Here is a 17,064-nt window from a genome sequence, read left to right as displayed (position 1 = left end):
AGCGTACGGTGCGCGGCGGTCCGGCTCCTCAGCGGGCCCGGGCCCGGGCCGCCAGCGCCGCCAGGAGCAGGCAGGGCAGCACCAGCAGCAGGAAGACGGTGCGGAAACCGGTGACGCCGTGGGCGGTGCCGCCCAGCAGGTCGAAGAGCGCGGAGGCCAGGCCGAGCACGCCGATCTGCCCGAGGTTCTGGGTGGTCTGCATCGAGCTGCTGGCGTAGCCCTGACGGTCCGCCGGGGCGTGCCCGAGGCTGAGCAGGGTGAGCGAGGGTGCCAGCAGCCCCATGCCGACGGCCGCCAGCACGATGGCCGCCGCGGCCAGCGGCGCGGGCACGGCCGGCACCGTCGCCAGCGCGGCCAGCAGCACCGCGCCGCCCAGCACCAGCGCGCCGCCGGCCACCAGCCGGTGCCGCGCCACGCCGTCCCACCAGCGGCTCTGCACCCAGGAGGCGCCCGCCCAGGCGAGCGCCGCACCGGTGAAGCCGAGCGCGGGCACCAGCGCCGGCTGGCGCCGCACGGTGTCGAGCAGCAGCGGCACGAAGGCCTCGGTGGTGAAGTAGACGCCGGAGCCGAGGCCGCGCAGCAGCAGCGAGGCGGGCAGGCCGCGGGCAGCCCGCCAGGTGCCGGCCGGCAGCAGCCGGGTGGCGAAGACGGCGAGCAGTGCCACCCCGGCCGCGCCGCAGGCCAGGTGGAGGGCGCCGGAGCCGCCGACCGCGTACTCGGCCAGCGCCGCACCGAGGCTGACGGCGGCCGCCGGGCCGAGGCCGGGCCGCTCGGCGGACGCGCGCTCGGTGCGGCCGGTCCCGCCGCCGCGCCGCAGCACGGCGACCACGGCGAGCGAGGGCAGCACGGTCAGCGCGGCCAGTCCGAAGAAGACCACCCGCCAGGACCACCAGGAGGCCACCAGCCCCGCCAGCGGCGGGCCGGCCAGCGAGGGCACGATCCAGGCGGAGCTCATCATCGCCAGCATCCGCGAGCGCAGCCGGTCGGGGTAGGACTGGCCGATCGCGGTGTTGATCGACACGGCCACCATGCCGGCCGCGATGCCGTCCAGGAAACGGCCGGCTGCCAGCTGCCAGATGGTGGTGCTGGTGGCGGAGACCAGCAGGGTGGCCACCGAGAGCACCACGCCGACGGCGAGCGGGCGCCGGGCGCCGGCCCGGTCGGCCCAGTCGCCGCCGATCACCCCTCCGAGCAGGCTGGCGGCCACGAAGCAGCCGGCCGCGAGCGGGTAGAGCGCCAGCCCGTGCAGGTCGCGGGCGGCCAGCGGGAGGGTGGGCAGCACGGCGAGCGCGGCGAAGCCGGTCAGGAACATCACGGCGCTGTAGCTGAGGGTCGCCGCGAGGTGCCGCCGGCCGAACAAGCCGTCGGCCTGGCCGTCGGCCGCGTCGTCCGCCGGGTGATCGGCCGGCGGTGCGTGGTGCACCGCCGGCCGACGGGTGCTCATGGGTGCCGCCGGTCCACCGCTGCCGTGCTCGCCGTCATCGCGCATGGTCAGCGAAGCTACGCAGCGGGCTGCCGGCCCGGCTACTGGAATTAATCCGGACAGGTCTAGACCAGCTACCAGGAATCCGGCGGCCTCAGACCGGTCGGACCGTCACCGTGCGCCCCGCGCACAGCGATTCCTCGGCCGCCGCGAGCAGCGAGACCACCCGCAGGCCGAAGACCAGGTCGCAGGGCGGCAGGGCACCGGCCGCCGGGGCCTCGCCCCGCACCTCGGCCAGCAGCTCGTCGACCGCCCGGCCGAAGGCCACCCGCGGCCCGTTCGGGAAGTCGGGCAGCCGGGTGACCCCGGACTCGCCGCGCAGCTCGACGGAGACCTCGGAGGCGGCCTTCGGCGCGCTCAGGCTCAGCTCGGCGGAGCTCGACGCGCCGCTGGTGTGGCGCAGCACCAGGTGCACGGTGTCGGCGGGCCCGGGGACGGCGGTGAGCCGTTCGACCTCGCCGAGCGCGGGCAGCAGCACCGACAGCAGGTGCGGTCCCACGTCCCAGAGCGCGCCGCGCTCCTGCCGCCAGGGCGAGTCGGCGTACGGGCTGTCGCTGGTGAAGACGGCGGAGAGCCAGCGGGCGTGCGCGGTGAACCAGTCCCCGGCCGCCGCCTGTTCGGCGATCCAGCGGGAGGTGTCGGCGTCGAACCGCAGGGTGAAGAAGACCCGCGCCGCGATCCGGGCCTGTGCGGCGACACCCAGCAGCTCGGCCGCCTGCTCGGGCCGCAGCGCCACCGGCTTGTCCAGCAGCAGGTGCCGGCCGGCCTCGGCGGCGCGCATGGCGAGCGGGGCCTGCACGTCGGGCGGCAGGGCGATGGAGACGGCGTCCACCGCGGCGAACAGCTCGTCGGGCGTGTCGAAGACGGGCACGCCGTGCTCGCCCGCCAGGGCCGCCGCCGCCTCGGGCCGCCGGCCCCAGACGCCGGCGAACTCCACCTCGGGATGGTTGGCCAGGGCCGGCGCGTGGACGCGGTGCGCCCAGGGTCCGGTGCCGAGAAGTCCGATGCGCATGCCGGCCAGCCTGCCACAGGCCGGCCGGGGCGCCGCCCGCGGGTCAGCCGGCGTCGGGCTCCAGCATCAGCTCGTCCTCGTAGCACCAGCCCCAGGTCTCGCCGGGCTCGAAGGAGCGCATCAGCGGGTGGCCGAGGCGCTGGAAGTGGGCGGTGGCATGGCGCTCCGGCGAGCTGTCGCAGCAGCCGATGTGACCGCAGCTCAGGCACATCCGCAGGCTCACCCAGTCGGCGCCCTCGGCGAGGCAGCCCTCGCAGCCCTGCCGGGTGGACGGGAGCACGCCGGGCAGCGCCGCCGCCAGGTGCGAGCAGACCGGCAGTTGGGGCCGGCCGGGGTCGGGGGCGACCCTCCATCCGGACATCGGCTTCTCCCCTCACAAGGCTCGGTGGTGGTGAGGCGCGGCCGCGGTCCGGCGGCCACGCGGTCACCGTACCGGCCCGCCCTGACAACGGACCAGCGACGCGCGCGACGGGAGGGCGGCTGCGTGATCATGACATCAGATAGTGCAATCAGGGCATGATGCAAAGGATTGAACGCTCCATGACTTGAAGTCAAAAGCCCGAAAACCTCAACGCTGCGCCAAGTCTTGACGGCCTGTTACTCCAGGAGTTGAATCCGCTCACATCGACTCAGGGAGACACCGATGCCTTCCCGACCCATCCCCCACCCCACCCCCACCCGGGCGCCCGCGGGCCGGCTGCGCCGCGCCCTGCGGCGCTGGACCGCCGGTGCCGCCACCGCCGCCCTGGCCGCCGCGCTGCTCGGCCTGGCCGGTCCCGCCAGCGCCGCGCACGCCGACACCGTTCCCGGCGCACCGGCCGGCTGGGCCACGGTCTTCAGCGACGACTTCTCCGGCGCGGCGGGCAGCGCGCCCTCCTCCGCCAACTGGACCTACGACACCGGCCCCGGCTCCAACTTCGGCACCGGCGAGATCGAGACCATGACCAACTCGACCGCCAACGTGCACCTGGACGGCAACGGCCACCTGGACATCACCGCCCTGAACAACGGCGGCGCCTGGACCTCCGGCCGGCTGCGCACCCCCAGCGCCGTGGTCGGCGCGCCCGCGGGCGGCAAGCTCCAGGTGAGCGCCGAGATCCAGCAGCCCACCGGCGGCCCGGGCTACTGGCCGGCGTTCTGGATGCTCGGCCAGGGCCAGTGGCCGGAGAACGGCGAGGTCGACATCATGGAGGACGTCAACTCGCTCTCCGAGGTGGCCGGCACCATCCACTGCGGCACCTACCCGGGCGGCGTCTGCAACGAGGGCAACGGCATCGGCAGCGGCCTGCGCGCCTGCTCCGGCTGCCAGAGCGGGTTCCACACCTACTCGATGATCCTGGACCGCACCAACACCGCCGCCGAGACCATCACCTGGTACCTGGACGGCTCGGCCTACTTCAGCGTCGCGGAGAGCCAGGTCGGCACGGCGGTCTGGCAGCAGGCCTTCGACCACAACCTGCAGATCATCCTGGACCTGGCGATCGGCGGCAGCTTCCCCAACGGCGTCTGCGGCTGCACCACGCCGACCTCGGCCAGCGCTTCCAGCGGCACCATGACCGTGGGCCACGTGGTCGCGTACACCACCACCGGCGGCGGGGGCGGCACCGGTGGCGGCGGCGCGGTGGTCGGCTACGGCGGCCTCTGCCTGGACGACCGCAGCGCGAACACCGCCGACTACAACCCAGTCCAGGTCTACACCTGCAACGGCACGCCGGCCCAGCAGTGGACCTTCGTCCAGGCCGGCACCACCCTGCACGTGCTCGGCAAGTGCCTGGACATCAACGGCGGCGGCACCGCCAACGGCACCACCGTGGACCTCTACACCTGCAACAACACCGCCGCCCAGGTCTGGATCCCGCGCTCCGACGGCTCCCTCTACAACCCCCAGTCCAACCGCTGCCTGGACGACACCGGCTGGTCCACCACCCCGGGCACCCAGGTGGAGATCTGGGACTGCACCGGCGGCGCCAACCAGCAGTGGAAGCTCCCCGCCTGACCCGCCCCCACCTACGCCGGGCCGCCCCGCCCCCACCTCGCCCGGGGCGGCCTGGCCAACAACTGCTCCACGTGGTGCCGCTGCAGCCCGAACCGCGCGTCGACCGGCAGCAGCAGCCGGTCCCGCCGCAGCAGCGAGTTCCGCACCAGCCGGGGCGGGATCACATCGTCCACCCAGGCGAACGGCCGCCCCTCGGCGTACCGCAGCAGCGGCGCCCACTTGGCCCCTGAGATCAGCTCCATCAGCCGGATCCGGGGATCCCCGGGCTGCCGCCGGTAGCCGACCACCCGCACCACCGGCAGCGGCCCGAGGCCGAGCAGCGGGGCGATCAGCCGGTTCGCCTCGTCCTGCCAGGTGGTGGCCCAGCAGATTTCGTAGACCTCGGCCAGCTCGGCCAGCCATTCGCCGTGCCGCGCGGAGAGCCAGACCCGGTAACCCGCCAGCTCGTGCGCCGCGAAGTCGTCGACCGGGACCGGCTGCACCGGGTTGAGCACGCCGTCCACGTCGAGGTAGAGCAGTGGGCGCAAATCGCCTCTCCTTCCACAGCAGTCACCGGCTCCGACGTCCGGCCGGCGGCCCGGGTTCGGTCCCGAACCGCTGGACCGCCAGTCGACCGCTCGGCTTCATCTGACCGACATTTTGTTACCCGCCAGTCGCAACCTGGTGGCCGGACAGTCCTCCATGGCCAAAGTTGTATAACCTTCTTCCCGGAGGCCCTGGTGTCCCCCGTCACCCGCCGCACCTTCCTCGGCTCCGCCGCCGCGCTCGGCGCAGTCGTCGGCCTGGAGGCCCTGCCCGGCACCGCGTCCGTCGCGGACGCCGCCACCGCGCCCACCGGCACCATCCGCGACGTCAAGCACGTCGTGGTCCTGATGCAGGAGAACCGGAGCTTCGACCACTACTTCGGCACGCTCAAGGGCGTCCGCGGCTTCGGCGACCGCAGTGCCATCCAGCTCCCGGACGGCAACAGCGTCTTCAACCAGCCCAACGGCAGCGGCCGGCAGTACCCCTGGCAGCTGAGCGCCACCAGCACCTGGTGGTGGGGCGTCAGCAAGGAGCAGCTGGCCCAGTGCGACGGTTCGCTGGACCACTCCTGGGGCACCCAGCACGGCGCCTGGAACAGCGGCAGGATGGACTCCTGGATCTCCGCCAAGGGCTCCAACCGGACCATGGGCTTCATGAACCGGTCGGACATCCCGTTCCACTACGCGCTGGCCGACGCCTACACCATCTGCGACGCGTACCACTGCTCGATCCTCTCGGCCACCGGCCCCAACCGCACCTACCTGTGGTCCGGCACGATCGACCCGGCCGGCACCGCGGGCGGCCCGGCCTACGACGGCGGCTCCGAGTCCGGCCTGAAGTGGCAGACCTACGCCGAGGCGCTGCAGAACGCCGGGGTGAGCTGGAAGGTCTACCAGAACGCCTCGGACAACTTCGGCGACAACGGCCTGGCCTACTTCTCCCAGTTCAGCGGCGCCGCCGGCTCCAGCCCGCTGGCCCAGCACGGCATGGGCTCGGTGCCGAGCACCGGCTCGACCCCGGACGACATCGCCGCCGCGATCCGCGCCGACTCGGTCAACGGCACGCTGCCGCAGGTCTCCTGGGTGGTCTCCAACCAGCTCTTCTCCGAGCACCCGGACGGCCCGCCGGAGAACGGCGCGCACTTCATCAACCTGGTGCTGCAGGCGCTGGCTGCCAACCCGGACACCTTCAACTCCACCGTCCTCTTCCTCAACTACGACGAGAACGACGGCTTCTTCGACCACGTGCCGCCGCCGGCCGCGCCGGCCGGCACCGCGGGCGAGTTCTACAACAGCACCAACATCGGCCTCGGCTTCCGCGTCCCGATGATCATCGCCTCGCCGTGGACCCGCGGCGGCTGGGTGGACTCCCAGGTCTACGACCACACCAGCGTGATCCAGTTCCTGGAGACCTGGACGGCGGCGCTCGGCACCCCGGCCGCCTGCCCCAACATCAGCGCCTGGCGCCGCCAGGTCTGCGGCGACCTGACCGGTGCCTTCGACTTCGCCAACCCGGTCTTCGGGCTGCCCTCGCTGCCCGACACCAGCGCGACGATCAGCCAGGCCACCGCCAACCTGCAGATCAACCCGAGCCCGGGCACCAACTCGATGCCCGCCCAGGAGACCGGCACCAAGCCGGCCCGCGCGCTGCCCTACCAGCCGAACGCCTGGGTGGACCGGATCGAGTACGACGCCAACAACCAGATCCTGCTCTGGATCGACATGGCCAACCAGGGCCCGCAGGCCACCGCCTGGGCGCACTACTCGATCTACGCCAACGCCCACCGCACCGGCGGCCCCTGGCAGTACACCGTCGCGCCCTACAACGCGGCGACCGGCACCGACGGCAGCACCAGCGACTTCTTCAACATCGGCGCCAACTTCGGCAACGGCCAGTACGACCTCTCGGTCTTCGGCCCGAACCGCTTCCTGCGCCGCTTCACCGGCGACGCCACCGCGGCCGGCCGGACGGCCGAGGCGAGCACCTACTACGCCCCGGCGCCGGACACCGGCAAGCAGGCGGTCTGGTTCAAGATGACCAACACCGGCACCGCCGCGGTCACCTTCACCATCACCTCCACCAACTACCGCGCCGGCACCTGGACCTACCAGGTGGCGCCGGGCGCCACGGTCACCGACTTCTTCAACAACGTGGTGATCTGCAACGGCTGGTACGACTTCACCGTGACGGTGAGCGGCGACTCCTCCTGGACCCGCCGCGCCACCGGCCACCTGGAGACCGGCAGCGCCAGCGTCAGCGGCTGACGCCCGCGGCACCGGCCGCCGCTCTCCTGACCCAGCGCCAGGAGAGCGGCGGCTCTTGCTCTTTCAGTTGCAGTCGCAGGCGTCGCAACAGCACTCGCACCCGCACTGGCAGCAGCAGTCCGACGGGTCACAGTCGCAGCACCCGTCGTGCCGCTCGCAGAAGCCCTTGCGGCGCTCGCGGGTGAACGGGTGGCTGTGCTCGCAGCAGAGCAGCTGGCAGGTGCAGGCGAGCAGCGCCCACATCGCGCAGCCGGCCAGCGGACCGCGCGGCGGCTTGCCGGGCGGCTGCGGCGGGAGCAGCGGCGGTTCGCCGTAGCCCGGCGCGCCCTGGTAGTGGTACGGGTTGCCGCCCTGCACCGGCGGCGTGCCCTGGTACGGGTTGCCGCCCTGGTACGGGTTGCCACCTTGGTACGGGTTGCTCAGCTCGGGCGTCCGGGTCGAGCAGTTCGCACCGTGGCCGCCGTGGAAGACCCGGTCCACCGCCGCCCCGGTCTCGTGCGCGAGCAGCACATGGGTCAGCGCCCGGTCGGTCAGCTCGACGTCACGCAATGCCAGCCGGATGCCGCGCACGGCGTCCCGGCAGAGCCGCTCCGCCTCGGCCCGCGAGGTGCCGGTCGCGGTGAGCGGGTTCCACGCGCCGCTCGCCTCGTCCTCGGCCTGGTCCTCGGCGGCGTCCAGCAGGTGGGCCAGCCGTCCGAACAGCCGGCCCGCCTCGGTGAGCGCTGCGACGTTGCCGGGGCGGTCGGCGAGCACCGCGGTGTGCGCGAAGGCGGCGGCGGTGGCGGTCTCGGTCGGCCCGGTGACCAGCAGCACCGAGCTGCCGAGCCCTGCCGCCCGCTCCACCTCGCCCTGCCGCTCGGCCGCGTCCAGCAGCACCGCGGTGTCGAAGCCGACCACCGCGCCGCCGCCCGCGCTCTGCCGGTCCCAGCGCCCGGCCACCCGCCGCGCGCCGGCGGCCACCGGGCGGCGGGCGAAGAGGCCGTCCGCGTCCAGCACGTGGTCGCGCATCTTCACCGAGGCGAGCGCCAGCGAGACGGCCGCGGCCAGCTTGGCGCCCTCGCCGCGGGCCACCTCGGCGCTGCGCATGCCGCGCAGCGGGCAGGGCCCTGCGGTGCGGCGGCCGGCCGCGCGGGCCTCGGCCGGGCGCTGGGCCTCGACCAGCACGGAGATGATCAGACCGTCGTAGTTGGTCGCGGTGCGGGCCAACTGCCCGTGGTCGTCCCGGAGCGCGAGGCAGAGCCCGCACAGGTGCGCCATCCAGGAGCTCCGCAGCTTCTCCGACAGCCGGTGCTGACACGGTCTGATGATGCCGAACACGATCCACCCCTCGTTCGCGCCGACGAGGGCGCCCCCATGATCGGGCGTCATCTTACTGATCGTATGCCGGTCGGATCGGACGGACGGGGGCGCCGGACCCGGCACACCCGTCACTGGCGGTTCGGTTCCGGATCAGCCTTCGAGCGAGATGTAGAGCCGGGTCCCCTTGGGCTGGAAGCCCACGCTCTCGTAGACCCGGCGGGAGCCCTCGCCCGAGTACTCCAGCCAGACCGACTCGGCCCCCTGCTCGAACATGGTCCGGGCCAGCGCGGCGGTGACGGCGCCGGCGATCCCCTGCCGGCGGTACTGCGGCCGGGTGCCCACGCCCGCCAGCTCGGCGGTGCCGACCGCCGGTGCCGAGCAGCACGCCCCGCCCGCGCACCCGCCGTCCGGCGAGCGGACGAAGCGGACGGCCCCGCCGCCGTTCTGGGTGCGCCGCAGCCGGTCCGCACCCTCGCTGGATGAGGCGAACTCCCCGGAGAAGGCCTCGGCCAGTGCGGCGTCGATCGCGGTGAACTCCTCGTCGGTGCCCGGGGTCTCCACCAGCGGGCCGCCGACCGCGGGCGCGGCCAGCGTCTGCGGCGTGCAGACCAGGTACTCGTGCGTCTCCTCCACGGTGAACCCGGCCGCGAGCAGGGCGGGCGCCACGGCCGGCGCGGTGTCGGGCGCGAACTCCAGCCGGGGCTTGAGCCCGCGCTCGCGGAACGCGGCGACCAGGGCGGCCACCTCGGCCGCGCCGGGCGCCGTCCCGGGCCGCGGGGTGGCGTAGTTGATGTAGGGGCTGGCCGTGCCCGGGTCGAACCCGATGACGAAGCCGCCGGTCTCGACGACCTCGGGGCGGCGGCGCAGGTTGGCAACGGCGAACTGCTGGACCAGGGTGTCCATGGTGATGATGACCTCAGAAGTCAGGAACGAAGACAGTGGGCTTGACGGAGCGTCAGCGGAATGGACGCGTCAAATTGCCGTCACGTGGAGCCACCGTGCGATCGGTACCGCTGTCGCCGCGACCCGGTCGGGTGCGGTTCAGTACCGGCGGCGGCCGCTGGGGGACGCCGAGGCCATAGGTCTTCAGTCCTTCGACACATCAGGGAGATCGCCCGCGAACCGCGGACCCGGTGATCTTCGCACCCGCACGGCCGGGGGCGCAAGGGCTTTCACCCGCTGACCGGCCCGGCCGGCTCCGCCTGCGCGAGCGGGGCGTAGAGCCGGGAGCGGCGGTCGTAGAGGCCGGCGCCGACGTAGTAGATGTTGGTGATCACGATCAGCACCAGGCTGGTGACCAGGTAGAGCACATTGCCGAGGGCCGGCACCAGGTTGGCCGGCAGGGTGTAGGCCATCACCACCCGGGCGGCGGAGTCGCCGAGCAGCGAGATCCCCCACAGGATGCTGCCGATCCGCCAGATCCGGCGGAACTTGGGCAGCCGCTCCCAGAGTTCGTCCCAGTCGCCCGGTATCGAGACGATCCGGGTGCGGTGCTCCAGCACCGGGCGGGTGTAGTGGAAGGCCAGCGGTCGGGTGGCCCAGGCCGAGCCGATGAACCAGAAGCCGGCGATGCCGGTCATCCAGGCGCCGCGGGCGAGCAGGAACTGCGGACTGCCGTCGATCAGCGAGACCACGGTGCTGATCAGCATCACGCTCATCATGAAGAGCGCCAGCCCCTCGATCTTGCCCGAGCGCAGCAGCCGGACCACGGCCACGGCCGCGGGCAGCACGGCGGCGATCACCAGGGTCAGGTAGATCGAGAGCCCGAAGGCGCGCAGCCCGTAGAAGAGCGCGGTCGGGATGCCGAGGTCGACCACGATCCGGATCCCCCTGACCACCCAGGGCCGCTTCACCTGGCTCTCCTGGTGGCGAAGTCGAAGAGCGAGACCAGTTCCTCGGCATAGTGGTCGAGGTCGAGCTCCGGGTCGGTGCGCAGCAGGAACGGCAGCCCGTCCAGCGCGCGCTGCACGGTGGCGGCCATCACCTGGGTGTCGAAGGTGCGGAACTCGCCGCTGCGCTGGCCGGCCCGGAGGATCCGGCCGACCGTCTCGGGTCCGGTGCGGGCCTCCCGGCTCGCGCCGCGGTGCTCCGGGAAGACCGAGAGCAGCGCCTGCATCTGCGGCCGGTGGCTGCCGCTGAAGGCCACCACGGCGCGGATGTACTCCGCCAGCGTGCTGCGGGCGTCGGCGCAGTTCGCCAGCCGGTCCCGCAGGTGGCGGGCCATGTTCGCGCGCACGTCGGCGACCACCGCTTGGATCAGCTCGCCCTTGCCGGCGAAGTGGTAGGAGATCAGCCGGGTGCTGCTCAGCCCGGCCCGCTCCGCGATCCGGGCGAACGAGGCCTGCGCGTAGCCGAGTTCGGCGATGGTCTCGACGGTGGCGGCCATGATCTGGGCACGCCGGGCGGTGGCCGTGACGGATCGGCCCGGGTCCCTTACTGGCACGGGTAAAAGTTACGGCGGCCGAGTAAGGCCGACAAGGAGCCGGCTGGCGAACTGTCAGCGTCCGTTGGGTGCCGTGACGGGAGTGACGTAGGCGGTCGCCGTGTAGTGCTGGGACTGCTGGTAGGCGCCGACCGGCACCTGGGCGGCGGGCACCGTGTTGGTGACCACCCGGGAGGTCGCGCCGAAGTGCGCCTCCTCGGCGGCGGCCGACAGGCCCTGCAGGTCCTCGCCGCCCCAGTCGCCGTTGGTGATCTCGATCGTGCCATCCGGGTCGACGGCGGTGACGATGGCCACGTGGTGCGTCGAGTAGACCACCGCGTCGCCGGGGTGCGGGCGGTAGCCGGGGTCGGTGTGCACGGTGGAGCCGTTCTGCGGGGCCGCGTCCACGAAGGTGTGCGCCCAGGCGGTCAGGCCGGTGGCGTCGGCGCCCGCGTGCCGCCAGACCCACTTGGCGAAGTCGGCGCACCAGTACTCCGGGGCGCCGGAGTTGCCGGTGCAGCTGTCGTCGAATGCGGTGCCGCCCAGGCTGTTGCGCTCGGGATCGACCTGGGAGCAGGTGCCGGCGCCCTTGCCGTCGTTGGCCCGGGCCAGCTGGGCGGCGAGCAGGCCGGTGGCGAGGTCGGGCAGACCGGGCCAGTCGGCGCCCAGCGGCGAGTCGGCGTGCGCGGCGGTCGCGCCCGTGCCGAGCGCCAGCACCGTGGCGAGCAGCACGGCCAGCCGCCGGGCTGCGGCCGTCCGGCGGCTCACGGCTGCGCCGTCCGGCGGCCGCGGATCCAGACGGCGGCAGCGACCGCGGTCAACGCGGCCAGCACCCCGCCGGTCCACCAGGGCCAGGCCGGCCGCTCGTCGTGGCCCGCCACCGCGAGCGCGCGGCGTCCGGCGGGCAGCAGGTCGAGGTGGCTGGCGCAGACCAGCGGGGTGGTGGAGTCCCCGGCGAAGGCGCAGGCGCTGCTGGAGGAGCGCAGGGTCTCCGGGCCGGTCGGACCGAGGTCGGCGGTGGAGCTGAGGGTGGTCGGGGCGCCCGGTCCGACGGTGATGTGCTCCCAGACCGGGTTGCCGTCGCGCAGCACGGCGTCGGCGGAGCCGGCGGGCTTGGCACCGTCGGGCAGCCGCTGCTCGATCCGCAGGTCGGTCACCGGTTCGCTGCCCAGGTCACGGACCGTCAGCTTCCAGGTCACCCGGTCGCCCGGGACGGCGCTGGCGCGGCCGTCGTCGATCGCGATGGCCAGGTGCGGGGCGGCGGGGGCCGGGGGCTGCGGGGCCGCGCTGCCGTCGGCGGCCTGCGCGAGCGGTGCCGCGGGAGGTGCCGCGAGCGGGAGACCGGCGAGCGCGATGCCCAGGGCTGCGGCCGCGAGCAGACGGCGGGACATGCGCACAGTGCGCCTCCGGTCGGCAGTGGGCACGGGACGGAACCAGCGGGTGACCATACGATCACCTGCGGTTCGCGGCATTGGGCCGACTGGCGCGGCCCGCGGCGGCTTTCACCCGTTCGGATGCGGGGTGGCGGTTCTGGGAGAATGGACCGTCCGACCGGCCCAGGTCCGCGGTACCCGTCAGGAGAGCACGCACGTTGTCCCAGCAGCAGCACGACCACGCCGCCCCCACCGCCCCGCGCGCCGACCGCCCGGACCTGCGGGCCGACTGTGCGAACTGCTTCGGCCTGTGCTGCGTCGCCCTGCCGTTCGCCCGCTCGGCCGACTTCGCGGCCAACAAGGCCGCCGGGCAGCCCTGCCGCAACCTGCGGACCGACTTCCGCTGCGGCATCCACGCGGAGCTGCGCCAGGAGGGCTTCGCCGGCTGCACCGTCTTCGACTGCTTCGGTGCCGGCCAGCAGGTCTCCCAGGTGGTCTTCGGCGGCACCAGCTGGCGGGAGCGCCCGGAGACCTCGGAGCGGATGTTCCAGGTCTTCCCGGTGGTCCGGCACCTGCACGAGCTGCTCTGGTACGTCGCCGAGGCGCTCGACCTGCCGCAGGCCCGCCCGGTCGAGCCCGCGCTGCGCCGCGCCCGGACCAAGGTGGAGGGGCTGGCCCAGGGCACCCCGGAGCAGATCCTGGCGGTCGACGTGACGGCGCTGCGCGGCGAGGTCAACGAGGTGCTGCTGAAGGCGAGCGAGCTGGCCCGCGCCAAGGTGCCGGGCAAGAAGCGCAACCACCGCGGCGCGGACCTGATGGGCGCCCGGCTGGCCGGCGCGGACCTGCGCGGGGCCAGCCTGCGCGGGGCACTGCTGGTGGCCGCCGACCTGAGCCGGGCCGACCTGCGCTGGGCCGACCTGATCGGCGCCGACCTGCGGGACGCCGACCTGCGCGGCGCCGACCTGACCGGCGCGATCTTCCTGACCCAGGCTCAGCTCAACGCGGCCAAGGGCGATGCGGCCACCAGGCTGCCGACCACCCTGGCCCGGCCCGCGCACTGGTGACGCGGGCCGCGCCGGGAGGCGGTCAGGCCACGGTGCCGTCCGCGTGGACGGCGATCGCGGTGCCGACCAGGCCGCCCGCCACCCGCCAGCGGCCGCGGAAGCCGGGCAGCTCCACCCCGTTCACCACCGGGCCCGGTACCAGCAGGCGGGCGGCGAAGCTGCCGTCCGCCGCCGGGATCAGCTCGCACTCCTCGAAGCCCAGCCAGCGGTCGGTCAGCGGGAACCAGGTCTTGAAGACGCTCTCCTTGGCGCTGAACAGCAGCCGGTCCCAGTGCACCTCGGGCCGCTCGGCGGCCAGCCGGGCCAGCGCCTCGCGCTCCGCGGGCAGCGTCACCACGTCCTCGACTCCCTCGGGGAGCGGGCCGTGCGGCTCGGCGTCCACACCGACCGAGGCGATCTCGCCGACCCGGGCGACCACCGCGCCCCGGTAGCCCTGGCAGTGCGTCATGCTGCCGACGATCCCGTCCGGCCAGCGCGGCGCCTTGGCCGCCCAGCCCGGGCCCTCGCCGCGGTGCAGGAGCGGCTGCGGCGGCACGCCCAGCCGGCCCAGCGCCGTGCGGGCGCACTCGCGCACCCCGGCGAACTCCTGCCGCCGCTTCTCCACCGCGTTCGCCACCTCGGCGGCCTCCTCGGGGAACAGCCCCGCCTCGGACGCCTCCCCGAATCCCTCCGCCACCTCGGTTACTCCCGGTAGCAGCCCCACCAGCAACCGCTCCACGCCCGCCTCCCGAACAGCCGTCCCCTGTCTGATGACCTGCCAAGCCTGCCGTCAGACCCCCGGTCCGATCAAGGCCGGTCCGGGGAGCGGCAGGTCAGAGCCGTTCCGGGACCGGGTTGCCGACGGCCTCGATGGCGCGCCGGACCGGCACCCGCAGCAGCACCGCGAAGCCGATCACGAAGAAGACCAGCAGCGAGATGATCGCCGAGCGGTAGCTTCCGGTGGTCTGGTAGGCGATGCCGAAGACCAGCGGGCCCATCCAGCTGGTGCCGCGGTCGCTGATCTTGTAGACGCTGAAGTACTCCGCCTCCCGGCCGGCCGGGATCAGGTGCGAGAAGAGCGAGCGGGAGAGCGCCTGGCTGCCGCCGAGCACCAGCCCGATCATGCAGGCCAGGCCGAAGAACCAGACCGGCTGGTGGGCGGGCATCAGGTAGCCGAGCGCCAGGGTGGCCACCCAGCCGACCAGCGAGCCGAGGATGGTCCGCTTGGCGCCGTACTTGCTGGCGATCCGGCCGAGCAGCAGGGCCCCGCCGATCGCCACGATCTGCACCAGCAGCACGGCCCCGATCAGTGCGGTCTTGCCCATGCCCAGCTCCTCGCTGCCGAACAGCGAGGCCTGCGAGACCACGGTCTGGATGCCGTCGTTGTAGCAGAGGAAGCCGGCCAGGAAGAGCAGGGTGAGCGGGTAGCGCCGCATGCCGCGCAGGGTGTGGGCCAGCTCGCGAAGGCTGCCGGCGGTCGGCCGGCCGGGGTCGGCGGGCTGCCTGGCGGCGATCGGTGCGGCGCCGGCCCGGGACGGCAGCCGGAAGAGCGGGACCAGGGTGAACAGCGCCCACCAGAGCCCCGCGGAGGCCAGGCAGATCCGCACCGAGGTGCCCTCGGCGAGCCCGAGCGCGCCGTGCCCCTCGAACAGCGCCAGGTTGGCGATCAGCAGCAGCCCGCCGCCGGCGTAGCCGACGGCCCAGCCCTTGGAGGAGATGGCGTCGCGCTCGTCGGCGGTGGCCAGGCCGGGCAGGAAGGCGTAGGAGAGCGCCACCGAGACCGCGTAGCAGATGTTGGCGGCCACCAGCAGCAGCCCGCCGAGCAGGTAGCGGTCGTCACGCAGGAAGAACATCCCCATGGTGGCCAGCGCGCCCAGGAAGGCGAAGCCGCACATCAGCTCCTTGTGCCGCCCGGTGCGGTCGGCGACGGTGCCGGCCACCAGCATCACGGCGACCGAGACGAGCACGGAGAAGGAGACGGTGTAAGGGAAGAAGGAGCCGGCCCGGATCGACAGGCCCAGCGGGTGGACGTCACCGTGCGCGTCCGCGGCGGCGTCGGCCACGGAGGTCAGGTAGGGGCCGAGGAAGACGGTCAGCACGGAGGCCGAGAAGGCGGCGTTGGCCCAGTCGTTGACGTACCAGCCGAAGCGCATCCGGCCGATGGCGCGGGCGTCGGCCGCGGGATCGGTCGCCTGGTCGGGCCGGTCGGTTGCGGTGCTCATGCTCGGTCACTTCCGCTGGTCGTTCCGCGGCCGCCTCCGGTCCAGCTGCCGCGCTCGGCAAGGACGTCGCGCAGGACGTCGATGCGGTCCGCCATGATGCCATCCACCCCGAGGTCGAGGAGCGCCCCGATCCGCACCGGGTCGTCGACGGTCCAGACGTGCACCTGGAGGCCGAGCCGGTGGGCGGTGCGGACGAACGCCCGGTCCACCACCCGCACGCCCCGGTGGGTCTCGGGCACCTGGGCGCAGATCCCCGGTCCGGGCGCGCGCCGCCCGCGGGCAAGCGGGCCGGCCAGCGAGCGCAGCCGCAGGCGCAGCACCTCGCGCGGGCCGAGCGAGGTGGCCAGCCGCGGGCCGGCGGCGGCGCGGACCGCGGCCAGCCGGGTGTCCGAGAAGCCGCCGACGCAGACGCGGTCCCAGGCGCCGGTGCGGCGGACGGCCGCCACCAGCGGTTCGACGGCGGGCGCGGCCTTGACGTCGATGTTGAACCGGGCCTCGGGGAAGGCGGCCAGCAGGTCCTCCAGCAGCGGGATCGGCTCGGTGCCGCCGATCCTGGCCCGGCGCACGGTCTCCCAGGGCAGCTCGGCGATGGCGCCGCCGCCGTCGGTGACCCGGTCCAGTCGCTCGTCGTGGAAGGCGATCAGCACGCCGTCGGCGGTGGCGTGGACGTCCGTCTCCAGGTACCGGTAGCCGAGTGCCACGGCCTGCTCGAAGGCCGCGAGGGAGTTCTCGGGTGCGCCGAGCAGGCCGCCGCGGTGGGCGAAGGCGAGTGGACCCGGATGGTCCAGGTAGGGGTGCATCGGGGGTACTCCGAGAGGGTAGGTCGCCCGCCAGGCCGGGGCTCCCGGGTGGGATCGGCATGATCGTCGCAACGACTGTGGGGGTCATGGTGCCAGAAGAACCTACCGAGCGGTAACGCCCGGGCGACATCCAAGTGAAGCGGCCCCCGGCCGACCAGGGGGCGTCGCGCAGCGTGGCGCGGGAGAGCCTGCGGTTCTCGGCGTTCGCCCTGGTCAGCCGCATGGCGCGGACGCACCGGCGGCCGCCCGTCCGACCCTCGCCCCAGGACGGGCGGCCACCGCCGCGGGTGCGGTGCTCCGCGGACGCGGTGACGGACGCACTGCCACATTCATCGGATGACTAGCGACAGAAGGAACCTTACGAGGCCCAGCGCAAACGGGCAAGGAGCACCCTCCGACATCCATGGATAGCCCAGTTCAAGAAGGTCAAACCGAGAACATCAGAGCAATTCCTTGTGATCACCCAGGGCCGTGCATATCATCTGAGCGGGCCACAGAGATCCGATGTATCCGCGAGGGCGCACCGCGTGCTCCGGAGCGACGGGAGTTGAGAAATGAAGCTGCTGCAGCTGGGCGCTCCGGGAGCGGAGGTGTCTGCGGTGTTGGCTGAGGCCGGGCGCACTTA

The 17,064-nt window shown here is 73.6% G+C and carries 16 protein-coding genes; 3 read left to right on the top strand and 13 right to left on the bottom strand.

The features are described 5' to 3' along the window. Positions 1-28: 28 nt before the first annotated feature. The 3 genes from ACFYNO_RS28290 to ACFYNO_RS28280 form a co-directional block, all read right to left on the bottom strand. Positions 29-1,444, bottom strand: a complete 1,416-nt coding sequence (locus ACFYNO_RS28290) for an MFS transporter (protein WP_388018446.1) — start codon at positions 1,442-1,444, stop codon at positions 29-31. A gap of 133 nt (positions 1,445-1,577) precedes the next feature. Further along, the gene (locus ACFYNO_RS28285) at positions 1,578-2,495 is read right to left on the bottom strand and encodes a Gfo/Idh/MocA family protein (protein WP_388018443.1); all 918 of its coding nucleotides are present in this window, start codon (positions 2,493-2,495) and stop codon (positions 1,578-1,580) included. A 43-nt stretch (positions 2,496-2,538) separates the two neighbouring features. Beyond that, positions 2,539-2,856 carry a UBP-type zinc finger domain-containing protein gene (locus tag ACFYNO_RS28280; RefSeq protein WP_388018440.1) on the bottom strand — a complete coding sequence of 106 codons (318 nt, stop codon included), beginning with the start codon at positions 2,854-2,856 and terminating at the stop codon, positions 2,539-2,541. Positions 2,857-3,138: 282 nt separating this feature from the next. Here ACFYNO_RS28280 and ACFYNO_RS28275 point away from each other — a divergent pair, with 282 nt between their 5' ends. Beyond that, positions 3,139-4,491: a ricin-type beta-trefoil lectin domain protein gene (locus ACFYNO_RS28275; protein ID WP_388018437.1), complete on the top strand. Its 1,353-nt coding sequence runs from the start codon at positions 3,139-3,141 to the stop codon at positions 4,489-4,491. An 11-nt stretch (positions 4,492-4,502) separates the two neighbouring features. On the opposite strand, the gene ACFYNO_RS28270 is transcribed toward ACFYNO_RS28275, so the two are convergent. Continuing rightward, complete coding sequence (locus ACFYNO_RS28270) at positions 4,503-5,018, bottom strand: HAD domain-containing protein (protein ID WP_388018434.1); 516 nt, start codon at positions 5,016-5,018, stop codon at positions 4,503-4,505. Between the two features lie 192 nt (positions 5,019-5,210). Between ACFYNO_RS28270 and ACFYNO_RS28265 the strand changes: the two genes are divergently transcribed. Beyond that, entirely contained in the window at positions 5,211-7,280 is a 2,070-nt protein-coding gene (locus ACFYNO_RS28265) for a phosphocholine-specific phospholipase C (protein WP_388018431.1), read from the top strand. A 63-nt stretch (positions 7,281-7,343) separates the two neighbouring features. Here the strand turns inward: ACFYNO_RS28265 and ACFYNO_RS28260 are convergent, their stop codons facing one another. From ACFYNO_RS28260 to ACFYNO_RS28235, 6 genes are all read right to left on the bottom strand, one after another. Further along, positions 7,344-8,597 carry a DUF5685 family protein gene (locus ACFYNO_RS28260; RefSeq protein ID WP_388018550.1) on the bottom strand — a complete coding sequence of 418 codons (1,254 nt, stop codon included), beginning with the start codon at positions 8,595-8,597 and terminating at the stop codon, positions 7,344-7,346. A 132-nt stretch (positions 8,598-8,729) separates the two neighbouring features. After that, complete coding sequence (locus ACFYNO_RS28255) at positions 8,730-9,482, bottom strand: GNAT family N-acetyltransferase (protein ID WP_388018428.1); 753 nt, start codon at positions 9,480-9,482, stop codon at positions 8,730-8,732. Positions 9,483-9,751: 269 nt separating this feature from the next. Further along, complete coding sequence (locus ACFYNO_RS28250) at positions 9,752-10,432, bottom strand: VC0807 family protein (protein WP_388018425.1); 681 nt, start codon at positions 10,430-10,432, stop codon at positions 9,752-9,754. Beyond that, on the bottom strand, positions 10,429-11,022 hold the full coding sequence (locus ACFYNO_RS28245) for a TetR/AcrR family transcriptional regulator (protein ID WP_388018422.1): 594 nt from the start codon (positions 11,020-11,022) through the stop codon (positions 10,429-10,431). The genes ACFYNO_RS28250 and ACFYNO_RS28245 overlap by 4 nt, the downstream gene beginning before the upstream one ends. Before the next feature lie 54 nt (positions 11,023-11,076). After that, complete coding sequence (locus ACFYNO_RS28240; protein ID WP_388018419.1) at positions 11,077-11,769, bottom strand: CHAP domain-containing protein; 693 nt, start codon at positions 11,767-11,769, stop codon at positions 11,077-11,079. Continuing rightward, positions 11,766-12,392: a hypothetical protein gene (locus tag ACFYNO_RS28235; RefSeq protein ID WP_388018416.1), complete on the bottom strand. Its 627-nt coding sequence runs from the start codon at positions 12,390-12,392 to the stop codon at positions 11,766-11,768. The genes ACFYNO_RS28240 and ACFYNO_RS28235 overlap by 4 nt, the downstream gene beginning before the upstream one ends. 200 nt (positions 12,393-12,592) lie before the next feature. Here ACFYNO_RS28235 and ACFYNO_RS28230 point away from each other — a divergent pair, with 200 nt between their 5' ends. Further along, positions 12,593-13,438: a pentapeptide repeat-containing protein gene (locus ACFYNO_RS28230; protein WP_388018413.1), complete on the top strand. Its 846-nt coding sequence runs from the start codon at positions 12,593-12,595 to the stop codon at positions 13,436-13,438. 22 nt (positions 13,439-13,460) lie between these two features. Here ACFYNO_RS28230 and ACFYNO_RS28225 read toward each other — a convergent pair whose 3' ends face one another. From ACFYNO_RS28225 to ACFYNO_RS28215, 3 genes are all read right to left on the bottom strand, one after another. Further along, positions 13,461-14,147: a 4'-phosphopantetheinyl transferase gene (locus tag ACFYNO_RS28225; protein WP_388018547.1), complete on the bottom strand. Its 687-nt coding sequence runs from the start codon at positions 14,145-14,147 to the stop codon at positions 13,461-13,463. A 103-nt stretch (positions 14,148-14,250) separates the two neighbouring features. After that, positions 14,251-15,639, bottom strand: coding sequence for an MFS transporter (locus tag ACFYNO_RS28220; protein WP_388018410.1), 1,389 nt, complete (start codon positions 15,637-15,639; stop codon positions 14,251-14,253). Then, positions 15,636-16,439 carry a glycerophosphodiester phosphodiesterase gene (locus ACFYNO_RS28215; RefSeq protein WP_388018407.1) on the bottom strand — a complete coding sequence of 268 codons (804 nt, stop codon included), beginning with the start codon at positions 16,437-16,439 and terminating at the stop codon, positions 15,636-15,638. The genes ACFYNO_RS28220 and ACFYNO_RS28215 overlap by 4 nt, the downstream gene beginning before the upstream one ends. Positions 16,440-17,064: the final 625 nt, after the last annotated feature.

Source organism: Kitasatospora sp. NPDC006697 (genome assembly GCF_042869935.1).
Classification (GTDB): Bacteria; Actinomycetota; Actinomycetes; order Streptomycetales; family Streptomycetaceae; genus Kitasatospora.
This window is presented reverse-complemented; position numbering and strand designations above follow the sequence as displayed.